Consider the following 19317-nt stretch of genomic DNA (forward strand, 5'->3'; position numbering starts at 1 on the left):
CAAGCTGAATGGACTATGAACGCTTCCGTCAGCTTTCGGACGGGTTTTGCGGGTCCAGCGCGACGATGTCGACGGCCGGTCCCAGGCGTTCGCGGGCGATCTCTATCACATGGCGATGGTGGGTGAACAGGATCTTCTGGAGCCCCGATTCCTTGGCCGCCAGCACCTGCAGCGCAGCGGCGACGCGCTCCTCGTCGAAGGTCATCACCAGATCGTCGCCGACGAAAGGCGGCACCTCGCGCCGCGCCGCCATGGCTTCGAGATGGGCGAGGCGTAGCGACAGATAGAGCTGGTCACGCGTGCCCTCGCTCAGGCCGCCGATGTCGGTGGTGCCGCCATCGGGCCGGCGTGCGGCAAGGCGCAGCCTGTCGGCCTCGTCATAGAGCGTGGCGATGCCGGCAAAGCCGCCGGCGGTGATGGTGGCGAACAGGCCGCCCGCCCGTGCGAGCAATGGCCCCTGCTCGGAGCGGAGCTGGCGCTCAAGCCCCGCCTCGAGCAGCAGGGAAGCCGCCTTCAGCACCAGATAGTCACGGGTGATGCGGGCAAGGTCGCTGCGGGCATCCTCCAACGCCTGGGCCGCCCCGGCAGCGCCGGCTTCCCGCTCGATCGCCTCGCGCCGCCGCCGCAATTCCCCGAGGGTCAGGGCCGCCTGCTTGTCCGCTTCGATCAGGCCGTTGAGTTCGGCCTGCACTGCCTCGCTCTCGCCCGCGGCCTCGTCGACGCCGATCTCGGCCACTTCGGCCCTTAGAGCCGCCTCTTCCAAACCGTCGCCCTGTCCGCCGAGTTCGGCCCGGGCCGCCGCGAGTTCACGGTCGAGGCCGGCGCGCAGGGCGAGATCGGCCGCCAGCGCGGCAAGCGCCGCTGGCTCGCGGCCGGCCTTGGCCGACAGGCCGGCAATGGCCTCGTCATGACCGCCTTGAGCCATCCCCGCCTTGGCCAGCGCTTCGCGGTAGCGATCCAGGCCTTCCCGTGCAGTGCGGCGACGGATCGCCGCATCGCGGGCGGCCGTCAGAGCCGCCATCAGGCCGAGAGCCGTCTCCGCCGGCTCGCCGCTCGCCTCGGAGGGGAGCCTGTCGACGAGGCCGGCAGCCCGCTGCGCGAAGGTGGTGCTGTCGTCGAGAATACTGGCGATGCGGTGCTCCAGGCTGCCGAGCTGGGCCAGCTTGCCCTGCACGGCGATCCAGAGCTCGCTCGCCTTGGCTGCTTCCTGGGGGCTCGCTTCCGGCGCCAGCCCGAGAACGGCGAGAGCCGCTGCCCAATCCGCCCGGGTGGCGTCGCGGGCGGCCTCGGCCATCCCTCGCGATTTTTCCGCCCGGGCAAGCTCGGTGCGGCTGGCTTCCAGCTGGTCGGCGAGAGAGCGGGCCTCGCGGGCCCCGAGTTCGAGCGCAGCGAGGCCATCCTCGATCAGCCGCACCAGACTGGGCAGGCTCTGTGTCGACGTACCCGCAATGCCGATTTCGGCGGCAAGGGCCTCGAGGCCGGGCCGCTCCCCGGCCAGACGTCGCTGGCCCCGCTCGATCCTGAGCTCCAGATCCCGCAGCGCCTGGCGTTCCTCGCGCAGCCGCGCCAGTTCCACCAGAAAGCGGCGCATCGCCACCGGCGTCTCCGCCTGGCAGCCCAGCGGTGCGAACAGGGCCTGCCAGTTTTGACTGACCTGCTCGCTTTCACGCAAACGCGCCGCGATCCCGACCTCGGTCCGGGCAAGAGCCGCGGCGTCCCTGTCACGCGTCCGCCGTACCACCTCCCGGCGAGCCAGATGCTCGGCCTGCGCCAGCCTGCGGTCGGCAAGTTCGTCCACGGTAGCGACGATCTTGCGATAGGCCTTTGCCGCCGCCGCCGAAGGTTGGCTGAGGATGGCATCGAACAAGGCATCGCGCTCCGACCGTTCGCGGGCCAGCATGGCATCGTCGATCAGTCCATCCCTGTCCCCCGTCTGGGCCAGGAGCGCGTCGGCTTCCGCCAGGGCGTCACGCAGGCGCCGGACTTCGGCTTCCTGTTCCCGGGCCGTGCTCTCCAGCGCCGCCAGGGCCCGTTCGGCCTGGGCGATCGCTTCCTCGGATGGCTCGCGCCAGGCCCAGAGCCTGTGCTCGTCCGCCACCGCCGGCGACAGCCGCGCCAGCCTTTCCTGCTGCAACGCGCGGCGGCGCGCCAATTCGCCTTCCTGCTCTTCGATGGTGCCGGCTTCCGCCAGGGCCGGCTGCATGGCCTTCAGCCGCTGGCGCAGGGGACCGGGATCGGCGCTCGCCTGGAAGGCAGCCGCCTTGCGTTGCAGGGCCTCGATGGCTTCGCGGGCCCGTTCGGCGGCGCGGGCGCTTTCGCCCGCCTCCCGCTCGATCTCGCGCCGGCGCTCGGCCAGCACGCGGATACGTTCGAGAGCGAGATCGTCCGGGCTCAGGGCCGAAAGGGCGGCCCGGTTCTTCTGGCCGAGCCGCCGGGCGAGGTCGTCGAGGTCATCGGCTATTTCCCGTGCCTCTGCCTCCCGGCGCGGCAGGTCCAGCATCGCCTTGGCCAGGGCGGCGCGCTCCTCGTTGAGAGCCGTGATCGCCTCGCCCGCCGCCAGCACATCGTCATCGACGATGATCGCGGCCAGGGCCCGCTCGGCATCCTCGACCTCCCGCTCGAGGCGCGCCAGGGTCTCCCGCCCCGCCTCGGCCCGGGCCAGCGCCACCTCGATCTCGGCGGCAAAACCGTCGGGCAGATCCGGCAGGGCCTCGAGAGCGGCCAGGGCCGACTCGGCCTTGCCAATCCGGGCGAGCAGGGGCGCGACGCGGCGGACGCGATCGATGCGGGCGCGCCGGATGCCGGCCTGGCGCAGCTGCTCGGCCAGGGCGCGCGCCCGCGCCTCGCCGGCTTCGATCTCGGCTTCGAGGGCGCGCACGTCATCGGCCCGCAGTGATCGCTCGCGCAAGGCACGGCGGGCCTGGTCGTAGCGCTCCTGCGCCTCGTAGAAGGCGCGCTTGCTCGACTTGCGCGCGCCGAACAAGCCGTCCGCCTCGCCCTCCAGCCCGGCACGGACCGAGACCAGGGTCTTCAAGCCGGAAGCGGCGGCGAACAGGCTTTCACCCACCTCGCCCTCGGCCGCCAGCATCTGGCGGGCGCCTTCCCGCAGGCCGGCCTGGTCGAGCCCGAAGGCGGCCAGGAAGACCTCGCGCGAGATGCCGCTCAGCAGCGGCTCGAGCAGCCCGTCGTCGAGCGGTGTGTCCTCGGCGTCGGTGAGGGAATGCTTCAGCCGCTTGCGCCGCCAGAACCGCAAGGCGCTGCCATCGGCTTGCTGCAGTTCGGCGCCGACCTTCAGATCCTCATAGCGATGCCTGAAGTTGGCGGGGCTGCGCGGCTCGAAGCCATAAAGCAGGTCGGTGATCGCCGACAGTGCCGAGCTCTTGCCGGCTTCGTTCGGGCCATAGACGATGTGCAGGTCGGCATCGGGACGAAAATCGAGATGTGTCCCGGTGAAGGGGCCGTAGCGGTCGAGATCGAGACGGGTAAGCTTCATGCCGCCTCCCCGGCGCCGGCCCTGCCGCCGCGGCGCAGGCGCGCCAAGGCAACGGCGCGCGCCTCCTCCACCAGTGCAGCGCCGATCTCCTCGCCACGCACGGCCTGGCGGACCTCATCCGGCAATTTGGCGAGGATGTCCTCGACGATGCCGGCCAGCGCCTCGCTGAAATCCGGCTCCGTCTCCAGCCCGGCCAGCAGGCCCTGCGGATCGGCAAAGCCCACGGTCTCGTCCACCGCGATTTGCGGGGACGTGGTCGCAAGCTCGATGCGCTCGATATAGAGCCGTTCGCTCACCCGGTCGGCCGCCGCCTGGATCTCGGCCCGCAAATGCTGAGCATCTGCAGCAAGCCCGTCATGGGTCGGGGTTTCGCCCGTCAGCGTCAGGCGCAGAGCGAGCGGGCGTTCGCCCGCCGCGTCGATTTCCTCCCGCAAGGCAGTCTCGACCCGTACCAGCACCTCGGCCAGCGTCGTGGCCTCGCCGATCGCCACGCGGCGATGCCCCCAGCGCGCCTTGTCGAGCACCAGGGGCGTGAGCGCGGCGACGGTGCCATCCTCGACCTCCACCAGCATGGCGCCTTTCGGCCCGCTTTCCCGCACATGGCGGCCCTGGAGATTGCCGGGGAAGACGACAGGGGGATCGGTGGCGACGATTTCGGCGGCATGGATATGTCCGAGCGCCCAATAGTCGTAATTGCGAGCCTTGAGATCGGCGAGGGTGCAGGGCGCATAGGAAGCATGGCCCGCCCGACCATCCAGCGAGGTATGGAGCAAGCCGAGATTGAACCAGCCCGGGCGTGTCGGCGGAAAATCGCGCACGATATTGTCGCTTAGGGAGCGCTCTGCGAAGCTGCGTCCGTGCAGGGCGACCTTGAGCTCGGGCAGCTCCATGGTCTCGGCCTTGCGGGTGCCGAAGGAATGCACCAGGGGCGGCAGCGTCACCTTGCGCGAGATCTGGCTCTCGGCGTCATGATTGCCCTGGATCAGGTAGGTGGGAATGCCGGCGCGCGACAGCCGTGCCAGCTGTGCGGCGAAGAACAGGCCGGTGTGATAGTCGCGCCAGTCGCCGTCATAGACGTCGCCCGAGATCACCAGGAAGGCGGCCTGCCGAGCCAGCACCTCGTCGATCAGCGCCTCGAAGGCCTCGCGCGTCGCCCGGGCGAACAGCGCCGCCAGCTCGGGCTGGCGGGCCGTCAGGCCGTGCATGGGGCTGTCGAGATGCAGATCGGCGGCGTGGACGAAGCGAAAGCGCATCACCGCTTTTAGGATCGATTGCGCTGCTTTGTCGAGGCGGCCCGCCTGGGCCCCTGGCCCGTCAGTCGAATAGCGGGCCGAGATAGTCCTTCTTGCTCAGTTCCACGCCGTTGGCGCGCAGGATGGCGTAGGCGGTTGTGGCGTGGAAGAAGAAATTCGGCAGGGCGTAGAAGTTGAGATAGTCGTCGGGCTTCAACTCGCGCTGCGTACCGGCGATCTTCAGGCTGATCACGCGTCCGCCGCCAGCCTCGACATCGGCCTGCGGCACGGAGCGGATGAACTCCAACGTCCTGGCGATGCGCGAGCGCAGCTCGGCGAAATCCTTCTCGTCATCGTTGAATTTCGGCGCCTCCACGCCGGAAAGCCGCGCCACACACAGCTTGGCAAAATCACAGCTCGTACTGACCTGGCGCGAGAGCGGCAGCATGTCGGCGGTGAGCCTGAGCCCGCACATCACCACCGGGTCAACCTTCTTGGCCTCGGCAAAGGCAGCAGCCTTGTCGAGAATGGCCGAGAGGGCGTCCAAGGTGTGCACGAAAACCGGCACGGTGGCCTGATAGTATGAGAGCGACATGGGTTCCTCCGAGCCTGTTTTGGCATTGGGGATGTTCTGGGTGGAGGTGTTTTACTTGGCTCGGCGACCGATGGCCACGGCTTCTTCGCCTCACGCCCCGAAGATCGACCAGCCCATGCGGCGGGTGAGGGCCTCCAGGGCGATGCGGCCGAGATGGGAATTGCCGTTGGCGTCGAGCCCCGGCGCCCACACCGCGATCGAGGCCTTGCCCGGCGCCACCGCGAGGATGCCGCCGCCCACCCCGCTCTTGCCGGGCAGGCCGACGCGATAGGCGAATTCGCCCGAGCCGTCATAATGGCCGCAGGTCAGCATGATCGAATTGATGCGGCGGGCCCGCTCGGCCTGCACCACACGGTGGCCGGTGGAGGGATTGAGGCCCTGCCAGGCAAGGAAGCGCCCTGCCATCGCCAGCTGCCGGCAGGACATCGCAATGGCGCAATGATGGAAATAGACGCCGAGCGTGTAGTCGACGGGATTGTCGAGCACGCCGAAGGATTTCATGTAGTTGGCGAGAGCCGCGTTGCGGAAGCCGGTGCGCTGCTCGGAGGCGGCCACTGCCTCGTCGATGGCGATCGAGGGATCGTCGGCGAGAAAGCGCATGAAATGCAGGATCTCGCCCAGGGCCTCGCGCGGCTGGTGCCCTGAGAGGATCAAATCGGTGACGGCGATGGCGCCCGCATTGATGAAGGGATTGCGCGGGATGCCCTTCTCGTTCTCCAGGAGCACGATCGAGTTGAAGGCGCTGCCCGAGGGCTCGCGTCCCACCCGGCGCCACAGCCGGTCGCCGGCCTTGCCGAGGGCGAGGGTCAGGGTGAAGACCTTGGAGATGCTCTGGATCGAGAAGGCCATGTCGCCGTCGCCCCCGACATGGGCGTTGCCCTCGGCATCGATGACGGCGATGCCGAAATGCTTGGGGTCGATGCGGGCAAGCTCGGGAATATAGCTCGCCACCTCGCCGCGGTCGCTGTAACAGGCCATCTCCTGCGCGATTTCGGTGACGATCTCATCAAGCTGGGGCAAGGCGGGTCTCGGGTTTCGTGTCGGTCTTCTCCCTTAGCGCAAATCGGCGGCGGTTTGGGAAGAGGTGACTTTGGGAGGGTGACGTTTCACCCCTCATCCCCTTGCGGGTGTCGTCAACTCCCTTGAGTTGACTAGAGGTCCCGGCAGGGGGATGAGGGGTGAAACACCCTCTTTCCTTGACTCTCGCCCCCATATCCCCTACATCCCGCCCCGTTCTTACACAGTAAGACGCCCTTCCGCCGACCATCCCGAGAGGATGGAGGCCAACGCCCGTCAGCGCGATGCGCCCACGGGCGTGTTTTGCGTTGTGCGCCTTGCCTTGCGGGACGATGGCTCCGATATCTTTCTCGAAGCCAAACAGGAAAAGACGAATGTTCGATGGTCTCTCCGCACGTCTGTCCGATGTGCTCGACAAGCTCACCCGGCGTGGCGCCCTCACCGAGGCGGATGTCGGCGAAGCCATGCGCGAGATCCGCCGTGCGCTGATCGAAGCGGACGTCGCGCTCGATGTCGTGCGCTCCTTCACCGACAAGGTCCGCGCCCGTGCCATCGGCGCCGAGGTGCTGAAATCGGTGACGCCCGGCCAGATGGTCGTCAAGATCGTCAACGACGTCCTGATCGAGACCCTCGGCGGCGAGGGCCAGGCCATCGACCTGCAGGCGGTGCCGCCGGTGCCGATCCTGATGGTCGGCCTGCAGGGCTCCGGCAAGACCACCACCACCGCCAAGATCGCCAAGCGCCTGACCGACAGGTTCGGCAAGAAGGTGCTGCTGGCCTCGCTCGATACCCGCCGTCCCGCCGCCATGGAGCAGCTTGCCGTGCTCGGCAAGCAGGTCGACGTCTCCGTGCTGCCGATCGTCGCAGGCCAGTCCGCCGTGCAGATCGCCAAGCGCGCCATGGATGCAGCCCGCTTCGGCGGCTACGACGTCGTCATGCTCGACACCGCCGGCCGCACCACGGTCGACGAGGCGCTGATGGCCGAGGCCGCCGAGGTCAAGGCCGTCACCGAGCCGCATGAAGTGCTGCTGGTCGCCGATGCCCTCACCGGCCAGGACGCCGTCAACACCGCCCGCGCCTTCGACGGGCGCCTAGGCATCACCGGCATCGTGCTGACCCGCCTCGACGGCGATGGCCGCGGCGGTGCGGCCCTGTCGATGCGCGCCGTCACCGGCAAGCCGATCAAGCTGGTCGGCACCGGCGAGAAGGTCGACGCGCTCGAAGATTTCCACCCCGCCCGCATCGCCAACCGCATCCTCGGCATGGGCGACATCGTCTCCCTGGTCGAGAAGGCCGCCGAGACGATTGACGCGGAAAAGGCGGCCAAGATCGCCGCCAAGATGCAGAAGGGCGCCTTCGATCTCGACGATCTGCGCGAGCAGCTCGTCCAAATGGAGAAGATCGGCGGCATGTCCGGCATGCTTGGCCTGTTGCCCGGCATGGGCAAGATCAAGGACCAGCTCGCCAACGCCAATCTCGACGAGAAGCTGTTCAAGCGCCAGCGCGCCATCATCGAATCGATGACGCCCGAGGAGCGCCGCAAGCCGGAGATCCTCAAGGCCTCGCGCAAGCGGCGCATCGCCGCCGGCTCCGGCACCACGCCCGAACAGATCAACCGCCTGCTGAAGATGCATATGCAGATGGCGGACATGATGAAGAAGATGGGCGGCGCCAAGAAGGGTGCGCTCGGCAAGATGGCCTCGATGTTCGGCCTCGGCGGCGGCATGCCACAATTGCCGCCCGGCGCCATGGACGCCCTCGCCAAGGGCCAGATGCCGGCAGGCCTGCCCTCCGAAATGCCCAAGCTGCCGCCCCAGATGCCGAATTTCGGCCCGGGTGGCCCCAAACTGCCAGGCTTTCCCGGCCTCGGCGGACCGAAATTGCCGGGCGGCCTGCCGCCGGGCTTCCCCTTCGGCGGCAAGAAGAAATAGCCGCCCGAAACCTTTTCACCTCACCGACGAACAAACTGACAAACGGAGTTACCCATGTCCCTCAAGATCCGTCTCGCCCGCCGCGGCGCCAAGAAGCGCCCGTTCTACGCGGTCGTCGTTGCCGATTCGCGCTCCCCGCGCGATGGTCGCTTCATCGAGAAGCTCGGCACCTATGACCCGATGATCGCCAAGGATTCGGGCAAGTCGCGCTGGACCGTCGACCTGGAAGCCGCCAAGGCCTGGATCGCCAAGGGCGCCCAGCCGACCGACCGCGTGCTGCGTCACTTCGCCGATGCCGGCCTGCTGGCTCGCGAAGCCCGCAACAACCCAGTCAAGGCCGTTCCCGGCAAGAAGGCGCAGGACCGCGCCGCCGAGAAGGCCAAGAAGGCCGAGGCTGCTGCCAGCGCAGCCGCCGAGTAAGCTGATCCTGCTCCCCTCTCCCAACTTGGGAGAGGGGTCGGGGGGTGAGGGCCTACGCACCCGAGAACCGCTTGCGCGTCACTGCAAGCGCAGCAAAGCAATCCAGCTTGTCAAAGGCCGGGAACCCGATTGCGTCGCTGCGCTTGCAATGGCGCGATTCAACGAATCGAGGCCTGATCCCTACCCCTACCCCTCTCCCCACTGGGGAGAGGGGATCTCGCGCCCCTTCGCTAAAGGCTCCCCATGCCCCCTGCCCCGCAAAACCTGGTTCTTCTCGGCGTTTTCGGCGCAGCCCATGGGCTCAAGGGCGAGATCCGGCTGAAATCCTATACCGAGGAGCCGTTGGCCATCGCCAATTACGGCCCCCTGCTCACCAAGACCGGACGCCGGATCAAGCTGGCCACCGTGCGCCAGGCCAAGGACGTGCTGATCGCCCGGGTCGAGGGCGTCGGCGACCGCACCGGGGCCGAACAACTCGTCAATCTCCAGCTCTTCGTCGAGCGCGAGGCACTGGGCACGCCCGATGACGAGGACGAATTCTTCCATGCCGACCTCATCGGTCTCGTCGCGCGCGATGAGGACGGCCACAAGATCGGCATGGTCACCGGCCTGTTCGATTTCGGTGCCGGCGACATCATCGAGGTCACGCCCGAAGCCACCAAGGAAGCGCCTGGCAGCGCCAAGCCCCTGCTGCTGCCCTTCACCAAGGCCGTCGTGCCCGCGGTGGATATCAAGGCCGGACATATCGTCGTCATCCTGCCTGAGGAAGGTGGGGCGGCTGATGAAAACGAGGAGACAGGCGACGATGAGCGCTGACCACAGTTCCACCGGCAGCCTGGACGGCGATTTCAGGCAGCTCGCCGGCACGCCGGTCGCCGGTCTGATCTTCGACATGGACGGCACGCTGGTCGACAACATGCATGTCCACAACGATGCCTGGGAAACCTGGCATCAGCGTCATGGCCTGCCCTTCGACCGCGAACGCTTCTTTCGCGACACCGCCGGCCGCGCCAATCGCGAAGTGGTCGGCATGGTCAAGCCCGATGCGAGCGAGCATGAGCTCGACACGCTGGGCCTGGAGAAGGAAGCGATCTACCGCGAGATCTATCGCAGCCAGATGGCGCCGATGCCGGGCCTGATGGCACTGATCGCTGCCTGCGAGGCTCGCGGGCAGAAGATGTCGGTCGCCACGGCCGCCACGCCGGAGAATGCCGCTTTGGTGCTCGACGGGCTCGATCTGCGCCGCCATTTCGTCACCGTGGTCTCGCCCTCCATGGGCTATCGCGGCAAGCCCCATCCCGACCTCTTCCTCGCCGCTGCCGAGGCGATGGGCCTGGCGCCCGGCCAATGCGTGGTGTTCGAGGACGCGCCGCTCGGCATCGAGGCCGCCCGCAATGCCGGCATGCGTGCCGTAGGCGTCAAGACCATGCTGGACGATGCGGCCCTTGACGGCCCGAACACCGTGTTCTCGATCAAGGACTTCACGGACGAGAGGCTGAAGGGGTTGCTCGAAGGGTAAAGTATGAAACGCAACTCGCCTTCTCCACGCCGTGGGGAAGTCCGTAACATGTTCGCGAGCGAACATGTTACTGCGCCCGACGAAGTCGGGTCGGATGGGGTGCAGCCCGCTAGCGGTGCCCCTTCCGGATAGAATGCACTAGCGGGCTGCACCCCATCCGTCATTGCTGCGCAATGACACCTTCCCCACTGCGTGGAGAAGGCTTTGGCGCCCGTACCTCAAGCGAGATTGTCCATGTGGCGCGCCTCCATCCTCACCCTCTATCCCGAGATGTTCCCGGGGCCGCTCGGCATCTCCTTGTCGGGCGAAGCTCTGGCAACCGGCACCTGGGCGCTGGAGACGCGCAATATCCGCGATTTCGGCCAGGGACGCCATCGCTCCGTCGACGACACGCCGGCCGGCGGCGGCCCGGGCATGGTGATCCGTGCCGACGTGCTGGCGCAGGCCATCGATGCCCTCGGTGATGACGGCCGCCCGCGCCTTTTGATGTCGCCGCGCGGCCTGCCCCTGCAGCAGGCCCATGTACGGGCGCTGGCGGCCGGGGACGGCGCCGTGATCGTGTGCGGGCGCTTCGAGGGCATCGACCAGCGGGTGATCGAGGCGCGCGGCCTCACCGAGGTCTCGATCGGCGACTATGTGCTCTCGGGCGGCGAACTCGGCGCCATGGTGCTGATCGACGCCTGCGTCAGGCTGCTGCCGGGCGTGATGGGCGGCGCCACCTCCGGCGACGAGGAGAGCTTCGAGAACGGCCTGCTCGAATATCCGCACTACACCAGGCCCCTCACCTTCGAGGACCGCGCGATTCCCGACATCCTGCGCTCGGGCCACCACAAGAACATCGCGGCCTGGCGCCGGAGCGAGGCGGAGGCGCTGACGCGTGAGCGCCGGCCGGACCTGTGGGCGGCCTATGAGGCGCGCCAACCGCCGCCGAAGAAGAAGCGGTGATCCCCCGGGTGCACGGGCATCTTGCCCACTCTTCCATCGTCGAGCACAGCGGTCCCAAGAACGGGCGGGACGCCCGCGCACCCGGAAGGTGCGAATTCGGTGGACTCGCCTTCCGTAATGGCGTATTGGCACGCCTCCACCTCAAGTAAGAGCAAGATGCGTCCTTCGGGTACGCGCGGAGACATGATCATGAACCTGATTCAGACTATCGAGCAGGAAGAAATTGCCCGCCTTTCGGCCGGCAAGGACATTCCCGAATTTCAGCCCGGCGACACGGTCATCGTGAACGTCAAGGTGAAGGAAGGCGAGCGCACCCGCGTTCAGGCCTATGAAGGCGTCTGCATCGCCCGCGACGGCGGCGGCCTGCAGGAGAGCTTCACCGTCCGCAAGATTTCCTACGGCGAAGGTGTCGAGCGCGTGTTCCCGCTCTACTCGCCGATGATCGATTCCATCAAGCTGGTCCGCCGCGGCAAGGTCCGTCGCGCCAAGCTCTATTACCTGCGCGATCGCCGCGGCAAGTCTGCCCGCATCGCCGAGCGCGTCGACTACAAGAAGTAAGTCCGACGCTTCTGACGGATTTCGACGCCGGCCCGGCAACGGGCCGGCGTTTTGCGTTTCCCCGGGACCGCCGGCTTCCAGCCGGCTCTGGGAATCAAGAAGAGCCGGCTGGAAGCCGGTGGTCCCTGGAAACTACGTCTTCTTGGCCCACCACAGATCGGGAATGCCGCGGTCGTAGATCACGCCCGGGTCGCCATGCTCGAACTCGTCCCAATAGGCCAGCCAGTGGTTCGGGCGGTTGTACATCGGCACCCAGTAATAGCCCGCGCGCAGCACGCGGTCGAAGGCGCGGCACGCCGCGACGAGCGCGACCCGGCTGTCGGCGGCGGCGATGGCGTCGATCAGGGCATCGAGCACTGGATCGACGATGCCGGAGATATTGCTCGAGCCCGGCACGGCGGCCGTCCGGCTGGAAAAAGGCCCGCGCATGTCTTCGCCCGGGGTCAGGCCGTAAGTGGCACGGCGAGAGATGATGTCATAGTCGAACGCATCGGTGCGGCGCTGATATTGCGAGGAGTCGACGGCGCGGAAACTCGCCGCGATGCCGAGCCGCCCCAGGCTCTGGATGAACGGGGCCGTGATCTTGTAGAGGAAATCGCTCTCCTCCAGGAACTCGATGGTGAAGGCCTCGCCCTTGGCATTCTTGAGGACGCGGTTGTCGAGGCTCCAGCCGGCCTCCTTGAGGAGCCCCAGCGCCGTGCGCAGATTGGCGCGATCGAAACCGCTGCCATCCGAGACCGGCGGCAGCAGGGCTTCGCCGAAGACGGCATCGGGCACCTTGCCGCGATAGGGCTCCAGCAGAGCGAGTTCGTCCGGCCCGGGCCTGCCCTCGGCCTTCAGCGGCGAATTCTCGAAGATCGAGGCCGTGCGCTGGTAGGACGAGTACATCACATTCCGGTTCACCCATTCGAAATCGAAGACGAAACCGAGGGCCTGGCGCACGCGGGGATCGGAAAACTTGGCGCGGCGCGTGTTGAAATACCAACCCTGGGCGCCCGAGGGCGTGTGGTCGGGCACCGTCTCGCGCTTGATGCGGCCGTCGCGCACGGGCGGGATGTCGTAGCCCTTGGCCCAGTTCTCGGAGCTCGTCTCCTCGCGGAAGCGATAATTGCCGGCGCCGAAGGCGATGAAGGACACCGAGGGATCGCGGTAATAGTACCAGGTCAGGCGGTCGAAATTGTTGGTGCCGACCTGGGCGGGCAAGCTCTCTCCCCACCAATTCGCCACGCGCTCATAGCTGATCGCTTCGCCCACATCGACCTTGCCCACCTTGTAGGGCCCGCTGCCGAGCGGGGCTTCCAACGTCGATTTGGTGAAATCGCGGCTCGACCACCAGGCCTTCGAGAAGATCGGCAGGCCGGCGACGATCAGGGGCAGCGAGCGCCCGCGCCCGGGCAGCAGCGTGACGCGCACCAGGTCGGGGGCCTCCGCCACCGCCTCCTTGAAGAAGCGCAGCGGCTCGGTGATGAAGGGATGCCCCTTCTCCTTCAATGTGTTGAACGACCAGGCGCAGTCCTCCGCCGTCAGCGCCGAGCCGTCATGGAAGCTGAGGCCGGGGCGCAGGCGGAAGCGATAGGTCTGCCTGTCGGCTGAGACGGCCACCGATTGGGCGGCGTAGCCATACACCGCATCCGGCTCGTCCACGGCCCGCGCCATCAGCGTGGCGAAGGTGGCGTCCATCCCCACCGCGCCCGTGCCCTTGAGGACGTAGATGTGCAGGCTGTCGAAAGAGTTGAAGGACTGGTTGTAGCCGGTCTGGTAGACCAGCTGCGAGAAGGCGCCGCCCTTGGGCGCGTCGGCGCGCACATAGTCGAATTTCTTGAAGTCGGGCCCATATTTCAGGTCGCCGAAGGTCGACAGGCCATGGCTCTCGACCTCCTGCCCCCAGGCGCCCGCCGGCAGCAGCGCACAGGCTGCGCCGAAGAAGCCGGTCTTCAGAAGCGTGCGGCGGTCGAGTTCGGCCATGGGCGGGATCCTTATGGGTGTCGTCATCCCGGACGCGCTGCAGCACGCAGTGGTGCGGCGCAGATCCGGGATCGCGAGACGAAAAGCGCTCCTTTACCCGGAGCGCGGTCCCGCGTCAGCGAAGCAGCATTGCATGCTGCATCGCGCGCGGGATGACTAGGCTATTTGGCCGCCCCGGTCTTGGCGGCCAGGGCCGGGTCATACCACCAGACGGTGGGGAAACCGCCGGTCGGGCTCTGCGTGGGCAGCACGGCCGGCTGGCCGAAGCGGTTCCAGCGCAAAGTGTGCCAGACATCGTTGTACCACATCGGTACCACATAGTTTCCGGCGAGCAGCACCCGGTCCAGCGCCTTGGTGGCGGCGACCAGTTCGGCCCGATCCTTGGCATAGACGATGCGTTCGGCCAGCGCATCCACGGCGGGATCCTTGATGCCGATGATGTTGCGCGAGGTCGGCTTGTCGGCGGCGACAGAGCCCCAATAATCCCGTTGCTCATTGCCGGGCGACTGGGTCTGGCCCACGCCGAACAGGATCATGTCGAAATCGCGATTGTTCTCGCGCTGGTTGAACTGCGTGTCGTCGACCACCCGCACCGAGGCCTCGATGCCGATACGCTTGAGATTTTCGACATAGGGCAAGGCGACCCTGGTGAAGGTATCGCTGGAGAGCAGGATCTCCACCTTCATCACCTCGCCAGTCTTCACATTGGTGAGCTTGCGGTCCTTGAACTCCCACCCGGCCTCCTTCAGGAGGCCGATGGCTGCGCGGATATTGGCGCGCTGGACCTCGTCGCTGCCATTGACCGGATTGGCATAGGGCATGGTGAACACCTCCGGCGGCAGCTTGTCCTTGACCGTTTCGAGGATGTCGCGCTCCTGGCCCTCAGGCAGCCCGCTGGAGGAGAGTTCGTCGAGCCCGGCGAAATAGGAGCCGATGCGCTTGTATTGGTTGAAGAAGATCGTGCGGTTCAACGTCTCGAAATCGAAGACCAGGTTGAAGGCCTTGCGCACCCTGACATCCTGGAATTTCGGCCGCCTGAGATTGAAGGCGAAGGCCTGCATGCGGCCGACGGTGTTGGACGGGAAGTCCTGCTTGACGATACGCCCTTCCGTCACCGCCGGGATGTTGTAGAGCGTCATCCAGTTGGCGATGATATTCTCCAGGCGGAAGTCGTAGGAATCGCTCTTGAACAGTTCCGGAAGCTGCTGGGTGTTGGTGTAGTAGTCGTAGCGGATCTCGTCGAAATTATAGTGGCCCTTGGCGGTGGGCAGGTCGGCACCCCACCAGTCCTTGACTCGCTCATAGACGGCCCCGCGCCCGGCCTCGAAGCTCTTGAGGCGATAGGGGCCGGAACCGAGCGGCGGCTCGAGCGTGGTGTTGGCGACGTTGCGCGGCTTGCCGTCGGGCCCATTGGCCAGCCACCAATGCTTGGGCATGACATAGAGCTGGCCGAGGATCTGCGGCAGCTCGCGATTGCCCTTGGTGGAGAAGGTGAAGGTCACCTGATCGGGCGCGCTGACCTCGGCCTTGGTGACGTCGTGATAATATTGCGCGGTCTGCAGATTGTTGGCCTTCTGCACCTCGAAGGACCAGACCACGTCTTCCGGCGTCAGCTTGGTGCCGTCGTGCCAGCGCGCCTTGGGATTGATGCGGAAGGTCACCGAGGAGATATCGTCGGGAAAGCGCACGGCATCGGCGATCTCGCCATATTCGGTGGAAGCCTCGTCCTGCGCCGAGGTCATCAGGTTCTGATAGACATTGGTGACACCGGCCTCGATGTTGCCCTTCACCGAGACACCGTTGATCGCCATCAGCGCGATGTTGAAATTGTCGAAGGTGCCACCGATCGCCAGCCGCACCTGGCCGCCCTTGGGCGCATCCGGATTGACGTAGTCGAAATGGTCGAACGCCTCCTTGTGTTTGGGCTCGCCCAGCAGGGAGATGCCGATCCGCCAGGGTGGTGCCGCGCCCGCCGCCGCGCCGGCGGAGGCTTCGGCCGGCTTGGCCGCCTCCTCCGCCAGGACCTGCTGCGAGGCGAACATCGCCAGTGTCACGAAAGCGGCGAAGGCAGCCGAAGCGAGCGGGGAACGGACGAGGCGCATGGGATCTCCGTTGGTTTCCCTTGCCATCGGCAGGGAGGCGGGCCTGGGGCGGCCGGGACTTGCGGGCACGGCCTGCAGGCGCCACTGGCGGGCAGCGGCGGCAAACCATCGAGGATAGGAGCCAATGCGGCGGAAATGCAGCTGATTCGGCAAGATGACATCGTGTTCACCTTGCAGAGCATTCGCCGCTTTGATCCACGCCCGCCATCGCAAGGATGCACCGAGCTCACGGAGCGAGACTAGCCACGCTCGTGGCTGAACATGCCTTGCCCCCGCAACAATCTGCCAGGAAAGCACGTGCCAACACGCTCGGCCGGGCTTATCCTTGTGACCGCATCTCGCATGGCATGGCGGCGCCCTCGGCGCGGGCCGATGCAGCGGGACTGCAAGAGGCGCGATCCGGAGGCACCGCCATGCTGGGAGCAAAGCTCGCCGTCGCCACTTTGCCTGTGCGCGACCTCGCCACGGCCCGACGCTTCTACGAGGACCTGGTGGGGCTGGAGATCGCCTTCGAGCACGCCGGCAGCGCCATCGCCTACAAGGCCGGCCCCTCGATCGTGCTGGTCTACGTCTCCACCAATGCCGGCACCAACCACGCCACCGCCGTGACCTGGGTGGTGGGCGACGACATGATCAGCCTGGTCGAAACACTCAAGGCCAAGGGCGTCGCCTTCGAGCATTACGAGATCCCCGGCACCACGCTCGACGGCGACATCCACCGCACCGGCGACCTCGAACTCGCCTGGTTCCGCGACCCCGACGGCAACATCCATGGCCTGGCGAGCGGGTGAGCCCCGGGTGCACGGGCGTCTCGCCCGTTCTTCCCTGCCAGCACGCGCGGCGCTCCCAAGAACGGCGAGACGCCCGTGCACCCGAAGAAAGTCTCTTCTCTCCAACACGCCCGCAATCGCGGATTGACGCCGCCTCATCCCTCGCTATAGTGCCGGCCGCGTTGCCCCTATGGCGGAACTGGTAGACGCGTCCGACTCAAAATCGGATTCCGCAAGGAGTGCTGGTTCGATTCCGGCTAGGGGCACCAATCTCACTTCATGCTGATGGACGTGCCGCCGCGATCAGTCACTCGCGCCACGATCCTCGCCCTTCCCTCCCGCTCCCACCCGTGACACTCTCCCGGTCCAGCCAACCAGGGAGTTCTCGCCATGTCCTCGTCCCCCGCCATCATCGTCACCGGCGCCGCCGGCAATCTCGGGGCCGCGGTGGTGCGCGAGCTTGCCAGAGGCAGCGCTCCGCTGGTCCTGATGGAGCGCTCGGCCGAGAAGCTCGAGGCGCTGGTCGCCTCGCTGCCGGCGGGGGTCGAGGTGCTGTCGATCGCCGGGACGGACATGACCTCGCAGGAGGCCTGCGAGGCGGCGGTGGCGCAGGCAATCGCTAAGTTCGGAGCGGTCGGCGGGCTGGCCAACACGGTGGGCGGCTTCGCGATGGCGCCGGTCGCCAAGGCCCTTGCGCAATGGGATGCCATGCTTACCGGCAATGCCCGCACGGCGCTCGCCATCAGCGCCGCGGTGCTGCCGGCGATGCTGGCTGCGCGCCAGGGCCGCATCGTGCATGTGGCGGCGCTGGCCGGGCAGAAGGCCTCGGCCGGGATGGCCGCCTATGCCGCCTCCAAGGCGGCGCTGCTGCGGCTCACCGAGGCGATCGCCGAGGAATATCGCAAGGACGGCATCACCGCCAATTGCGTGCTGCCCGGCGTGATCGACACGCCGCCGAACCGCGCCGCCATGCCCAAGGCCGATACCAGCACCTGGGTAGCGCCGGAAGCGATCGCGCGGTTGATCGCCTTCCTGCTTTCGGCAGAAGGTGGCGTGGTGACGGGCGGGGCGATTCCGGCCACGGGCGTGCCGGCGGTTTCGGCGTGAGGCCGTAGATCTGCTGCCTGGGAGCGAGCACGTCTCCGGCCGCTCTTGGAAACGCCCAGCGTACGGAAAGGAAGAGCGGACAGGATGTCCGCGCTCCCAGGAGCCGCCGGATGTCGCCTCAGGGCAATTGCCCGGCAATCTTCCGGCGCTATAGTTGCGCAAAATCCTGCCGGAGGAAGAAGCGCATGCCGACCCCTTTCATCCGTCTCGCCAAGACAGCCCTGCTCGCGTTACCCCTGGCCCTCGGCCTCGCCGCGGGGGCCACGCCGGCGGCAGCAAAGGACTGCGAGGACCTGGCGGCCGGGCGCTGCAAGGTGAAGCTGCCCGGCGGCATCACCATGGCCTATGTCGAGACCGGGCCGAAGGACGGGCCGGCGGTACTGCTCATCCATGGCCTCACCGACAATATCCGCTCCTGGTCGACGACGATGGCGGCGCTGCACAAGCGCGACCCCGGCCTCCACATCCTCGCCATGGATCTGCGCGGCCACGGCCAGACCTCGATGCCGCCCCGGGCGGCCTGTTCGCCCGCGCCGGAAAAATGCTTCCGGACCAGCGATTTCGCCGGCGACATCGTCGCCTTCATGAAGGCCAAGAAGATCGCCAAGGCGACGCTGGCCGGCCATTCGCTCGGCAGTTTCGTCACCCAGGAAGTCGCTCTGGAGCACCCCGAGCTGGTCGAGCGCGCCGTGCTGGTGGCGAGCTCCACCAAGGGCGTCGACAATGTCGCCCTGCGCGACTACGTGCTGAAGGAGCCGGTGGAAGGCTCCTGGAAGAAGGCGCTGGAGGCCAAGGGCTGGAAATATCCCGCCGGCTTCTACATGCTCACCCCGCTGAAGGCCGATCCCAAGGCCGAGGACTGGATCGCCAAGAACTGGGTGGTCGACCCGGCTGCCGATCCCGCCTTCCTCAAGCCCTATGTGCCGGAGACCGCCAATGTGCGGCTCGGCACCTGGATCGGCGCCAGCAAGGCGCTGCTCGCCACCGACAACACCGAGCGGTTGAAAAGCTTCTCGGTACCCGTGCTGGTCCTCTGGGCGACGCAGGACAGCATCTTCCTGGAGGCCGACCAGACCTGGCTGAAGCAGTCCCTCTCCGAGGCGGCTAAGACCAAGGGCATCTCCGCTTTCTGGAAGCGCTATGGCGTGATTCCCCTGCCGGCTTCCGGGGCGCAGGTCAGCGATATCGGGCATAACGTGCAATGGGGTGCGCCGGACGCCGTCGCCGCCGACATCGAGGCCTTCATCAAGACCGGCTCGCCCACCAGCGATCTCCTGCACAGCGACAAGCCGCCGGCGCTCGACCACATCGTCACCGAGCCCGGTAAGGCGGAAGTTATCAAGCTCGGCCAGCCGGCCACGGCGAATTGAGGGCAGAGACCGCCAGGTTCGGCGACAAGGGTAACGGGTCCGGGCCGGTCTGGAGAGACTGACGCAATAATCGCAAAGAGGCCGGGAAAAGCTCAATTTTGTCATGCCCGGGCCTGTCCCGGGCATCCAGCTACCGCTGTTCGTTGAGGCTGCGACCCTGGATTGCCGGGACAAGCCCGGCAATGACAAAAGTCGAGTCCCATCGATTTTCGGCCACACCGGGCCACCGGGGTCCCTGATCCAAGTTCACTTTATGGCTTGTTAAGTACGGCAATTCACTTTATGACTTGTTA

Annotated in this window: 15 protein-coding genes and 1 tRNA gene; 10 read left to right on the plus strand and 6 right to left on the minus strand. The window is 66.9% G+C overall.

Translation table 11 applies throughout. The annotated features are described in order from the left end of the window. Window positions 1–28: 28 nt before the first annotated feature. From ACIGJE_RS02985 to ACIGJE_RS03000, 4 genes are all read right to left on the minus strand, one after another. The gene (locus ACIGJE_RS02985; RefSeq protein WP_415084362.1) at window positions 29–3493 is read right to left on the minus strand and encodes an ATP-binding protein; all 3465 of its coding nucleotides are present in this window, start codon (window positions 3491–3493) and stop codon (window positions 29–31) included. After that, entirely contained in the window at window positions 3490–4746 is a 1257-nt protein-coding gene (locus ACIGJE_RS02990) for a metallophosphoesterase family protein (RefSeq protein WP_367626235.1), read from the minus strand. Before ACIGJE_RS02990 ends, ACIGJE_RS02985 begins: the two co-directional genes overlap by 4 nt. A gap of 61 nt (window positions 4747–4807) precedes the next feature. After that, the gene (locus ACIGJE_RS02995; protein ID WP_311934494.1) at window positions 4808–5320 is read right to left on the minus strand and encodes a DUF1993 domain-containing protein; all 513 of its coding nucleotides are present in this window, start codon (window positions 5318–5320) and stop codon (window positions 4808–4810) included. A gap of 90 nt (window positions 5321–5410) precedes the next feature. Beyond that, window positions 5411–6340: a glutaminase gene (locus tag ACIGJE_RS03000; RefSeq protein ID WP_415084359.1), complete on the minus strand. Its 930-nt coding sequence runs from the start codon at window positions 6338–6340 to the stop codon at window positions 5411–5413. A 371-nt stretch (window positions 6341–6711) separates the two neighbouring features. On the opposite strand from ACIGJE_RS03000, the gene ffh reads away from it, so the two are divergent. From ffh to rplS, 6 genes are all read left to right on the plus strand, one after another. Continuing rightward, entirely contained in the window at window positions 6712–8268 is a 1557-nt protein-coding gene (gene ffh / locus ACIGJE_RS03005) for a signal recognition particle protein (protein WP_311934491.1), read from the plus strand. A 54-nt stretch (window positions 8269–8322) separates the two neighbouring features. Beyond that, the gene (gene rpsP, locus ACIGJE_RS03010) at window positions 8323–8688 is read left to right on the plus strand and encodes a 30S ribosomal protein S16 (RefSeq protein ID WP_311934490.1); all 366 of its coding nucleotides are present in this window, start codon (window positions 8323–8325) and stop codon (window positions 8686–8688) included. Window positions 8689–8931: 243 nt separating this feature from the next. Continuing rightward, the gene (gene rimM, locus ACIGJE_RS03015) at window positions 8932–9504 is read left to right on the plus strand and encodes a ribosome maturation factor RimM (protein WP_415084356.1); all 573 of its coding nucleotides are present in this window, start codon (window positions 8932–8934) and stop codon (window positions 9502–9504) included. Then, on the plus strand, window positions 9494–10207 hold the full coding sequence (locus ACIGJE_RS03020) for an HAD family hydrolase (RefSeq protein ID WP_367626241.1): 714 nt from the start codon (window positions 9494–9496) through the stop codon (window positions 10205–10207). Before rimM ends, ACIGJE_RS03020 begins: the two co-directional genes overlap by 11 nt. A gap of 234 nt (window positions 10208–10441) precedes the next feature. After that, the gene (gene trmD / locus ACIGJE_RS03025) at window positions 10442–11152 is read left to right on the plus strand and encodes a tRNA (guanosine(37)-N1)-methyltransferase TrmD (protein ID WP_415084353.1); all 711 of its coding nucleotides are present in this window, start codon (window positions 10442–10444) and stop codon (window positions 11150–11152) included. Window positions 11153–11341: 189 nt separating this feature from the next. Continuing rightward, complete coding sequence (gene rplS / locus ACIGJE_RS03030; protein ID WP_068291206.1) at window positions 11342–11710, plus strand: 50S ribosomal protein L19; 369 nt, start codon at window positions 11342–11344, stop codon at window positions 11708–11710. Between the two features lie 132 nt (window positions 11711–11842). Here the strand turns inward: rplS and ACIGJE_RS03035 are convergent, their stop codons facing one another. Continuing rightward, window positions 11843–13675 carry an extracellular solute-binding protein gene (locus ACIGJE_RS03035; protein ID WP_415084351.1) on the minus strand — a complete coding sequence of 611 codons (1833 nt, stop codon included), beginning with the start codon at window positions 13673–13675 and terminating at the stop codon, window positions 11843–11845. Between the two features lie 161 nt (window positions 13676–13836). Next, a complete protein-coding gene (locus ACIGJE_RS03040) occupies window positions 13837–15717 on the minus strand; it encodes an extracellular solute-binding protein (RefSeq protein ID WP_415084452.1) in 1881 nt (626 codons plus the stop codon). Between the two features lie 473 nt (window positions 15718–16190). On the opposite strand from ACIGJE_RS03040, the gene ACIGJE_RS03045 reads away from it, so the two are divergent. The 4 genes from ACIGJE_RS03045 (at window position 16191) to ACIGJE_RS03060 (ending at window position 19024) form a co-directional block, all read left to right on the plus strand. Then, window positions 16191–16568, plus strand: coding sequence for a VOC family protein (locus ACIGJE_RS03045; protein ID WP_415084349.1), 378 nt, complete (start codon window positions 16191–16193; stop codon window positions 16566–16568). Between the two features lie 163 nt (window positions 16569–16731). Then, window positions 16732–16816 (plus strand) — tRNA-Leu (locus tag ACIGJE_RS03050). Window positions 16817–16937: 121 nt separating this feature from the next. Then, window positions 16938–17654 (plus strand): SDR family NAD(P)-dependent oxidoreductase, encoded by a 717-nt coding sequence (locus tag ACIGJE_RS03055; protein ID WP_415082045.1) that lies wholly within the window; start codon window positions 16938–16940, stop codon window positions 17652–17654. 185 nt (window positions 17655–17839) lie between these two features. Further along, window positions 17840–19024, plus strand: coding sequence for an alpha/beta fold hydrolase (locus tag ACIGJE_RS03060; protein WP_415082043.1), 1185 nt, complete (start codon window positions 17840–17842; stop codon window positions 19022–19024). Window positions 19025–19317: the final 293 nt, after the last annotated feature.

The sequence above is a fragment of the Labrys sp. E2SS-1L genome, from assembly GCF_057073705.1.

Coding starts and splice junctions, on each gene's coding strand:
- ACIGJE_RS02985 (WP_415084362.1), bottom strand. CDS start 3,493: ATGAAGCTTACCCGTCTCGATCTCGACCGCTACGGCCCCTTCACCGGG.
- ACIGJE_RS02990 (WP_367626235.1), bottom strand. CDS start 4,746: ATGCGCTTTCGCTTCGTCCACGCCGCCGATCTGCATCTCGACAGCCCC.
- ACIGJE_RS02995 (WP_311934494.1), bottom strand. CDS start 5,320: ATGTCGCTCTCATACTATCAGGCCACCGTGCCGGTTTTCGTGCACACC.
- ffh (WP_311934491.1), top strand. CDS start 6,712: ATGTTCGATGGTCTCTCCGCACGTCTGTCCGATGTGCTCGACAAGCTC.
- rpsP (WP_311934490.1), top strand. CDS start 8,323: ATGTCCCTCAAGATCCGTCTCGCCCGCCGCGGCGCCAAGAAGCGCCCG.
- rimM (WP_415084356.1), top strand. CDS start 8,932: ATGCCCCCTGCCCCGCAAAACCTGGTTCTTCTCGGCGTTTTCGGCGCA.
- ACIGJE_RS03020 (WP_367626241.1), top strand. CDS start 9,494: ATGAGCGCTGACCACAGTTCCACCGGCAGCCTGGACGGCGATTTCAGG.
- trmD (WP_415084353.1), top strand. CDS start 10,442: ATGTGGCGCGCCTCCATCCTCACCCTCTATCCCGAGATGTTCCCGGGG.
- rplS (WP_068291206.1), top strand. CDS start 11,342: ATGAACCTGATTCAGACTATCGAGCAGGAAGAAATTGCCCGCCTTTCG.
- ACIGJE_RS03035 (WP_415084351.1), bottom strand. CDS start 13,675: ATGGCCGAACTCGACCGCCGCACGCTTCTGAAGACCGGCTTCTTCGGC.
- ACIGJE_RS03040 (WP_415084452.1), bottom strand. CDS start 15,717: ATGTTCGCCTCGCAGCAGGTCCTGGCGGAGGAGGCGGCCAAGCCGGCC.
- ACIGJE_RS03045 (WP_415084349.1), top strand. CDS start 16,191: ATGCTGGGAGCAAAGCTCGCCGTCGCCACTTTGCCTGTGCGCGACCTC.
- ACIGJE_RS03055 (WP_415082045.1), top strand. CDS start 16,938: ATGTCCTCGTCCCCCGCCATCATCGTCACCGGCGCCGCCGGCAATCTC.
- ACIGJE_RS03060 (WP_415082043.1), top strand. CDS start 17,840: ATGCCGACCCCTTTCATCCGTCTCGCCAAGACAGCCCTGCTCGCGTTA.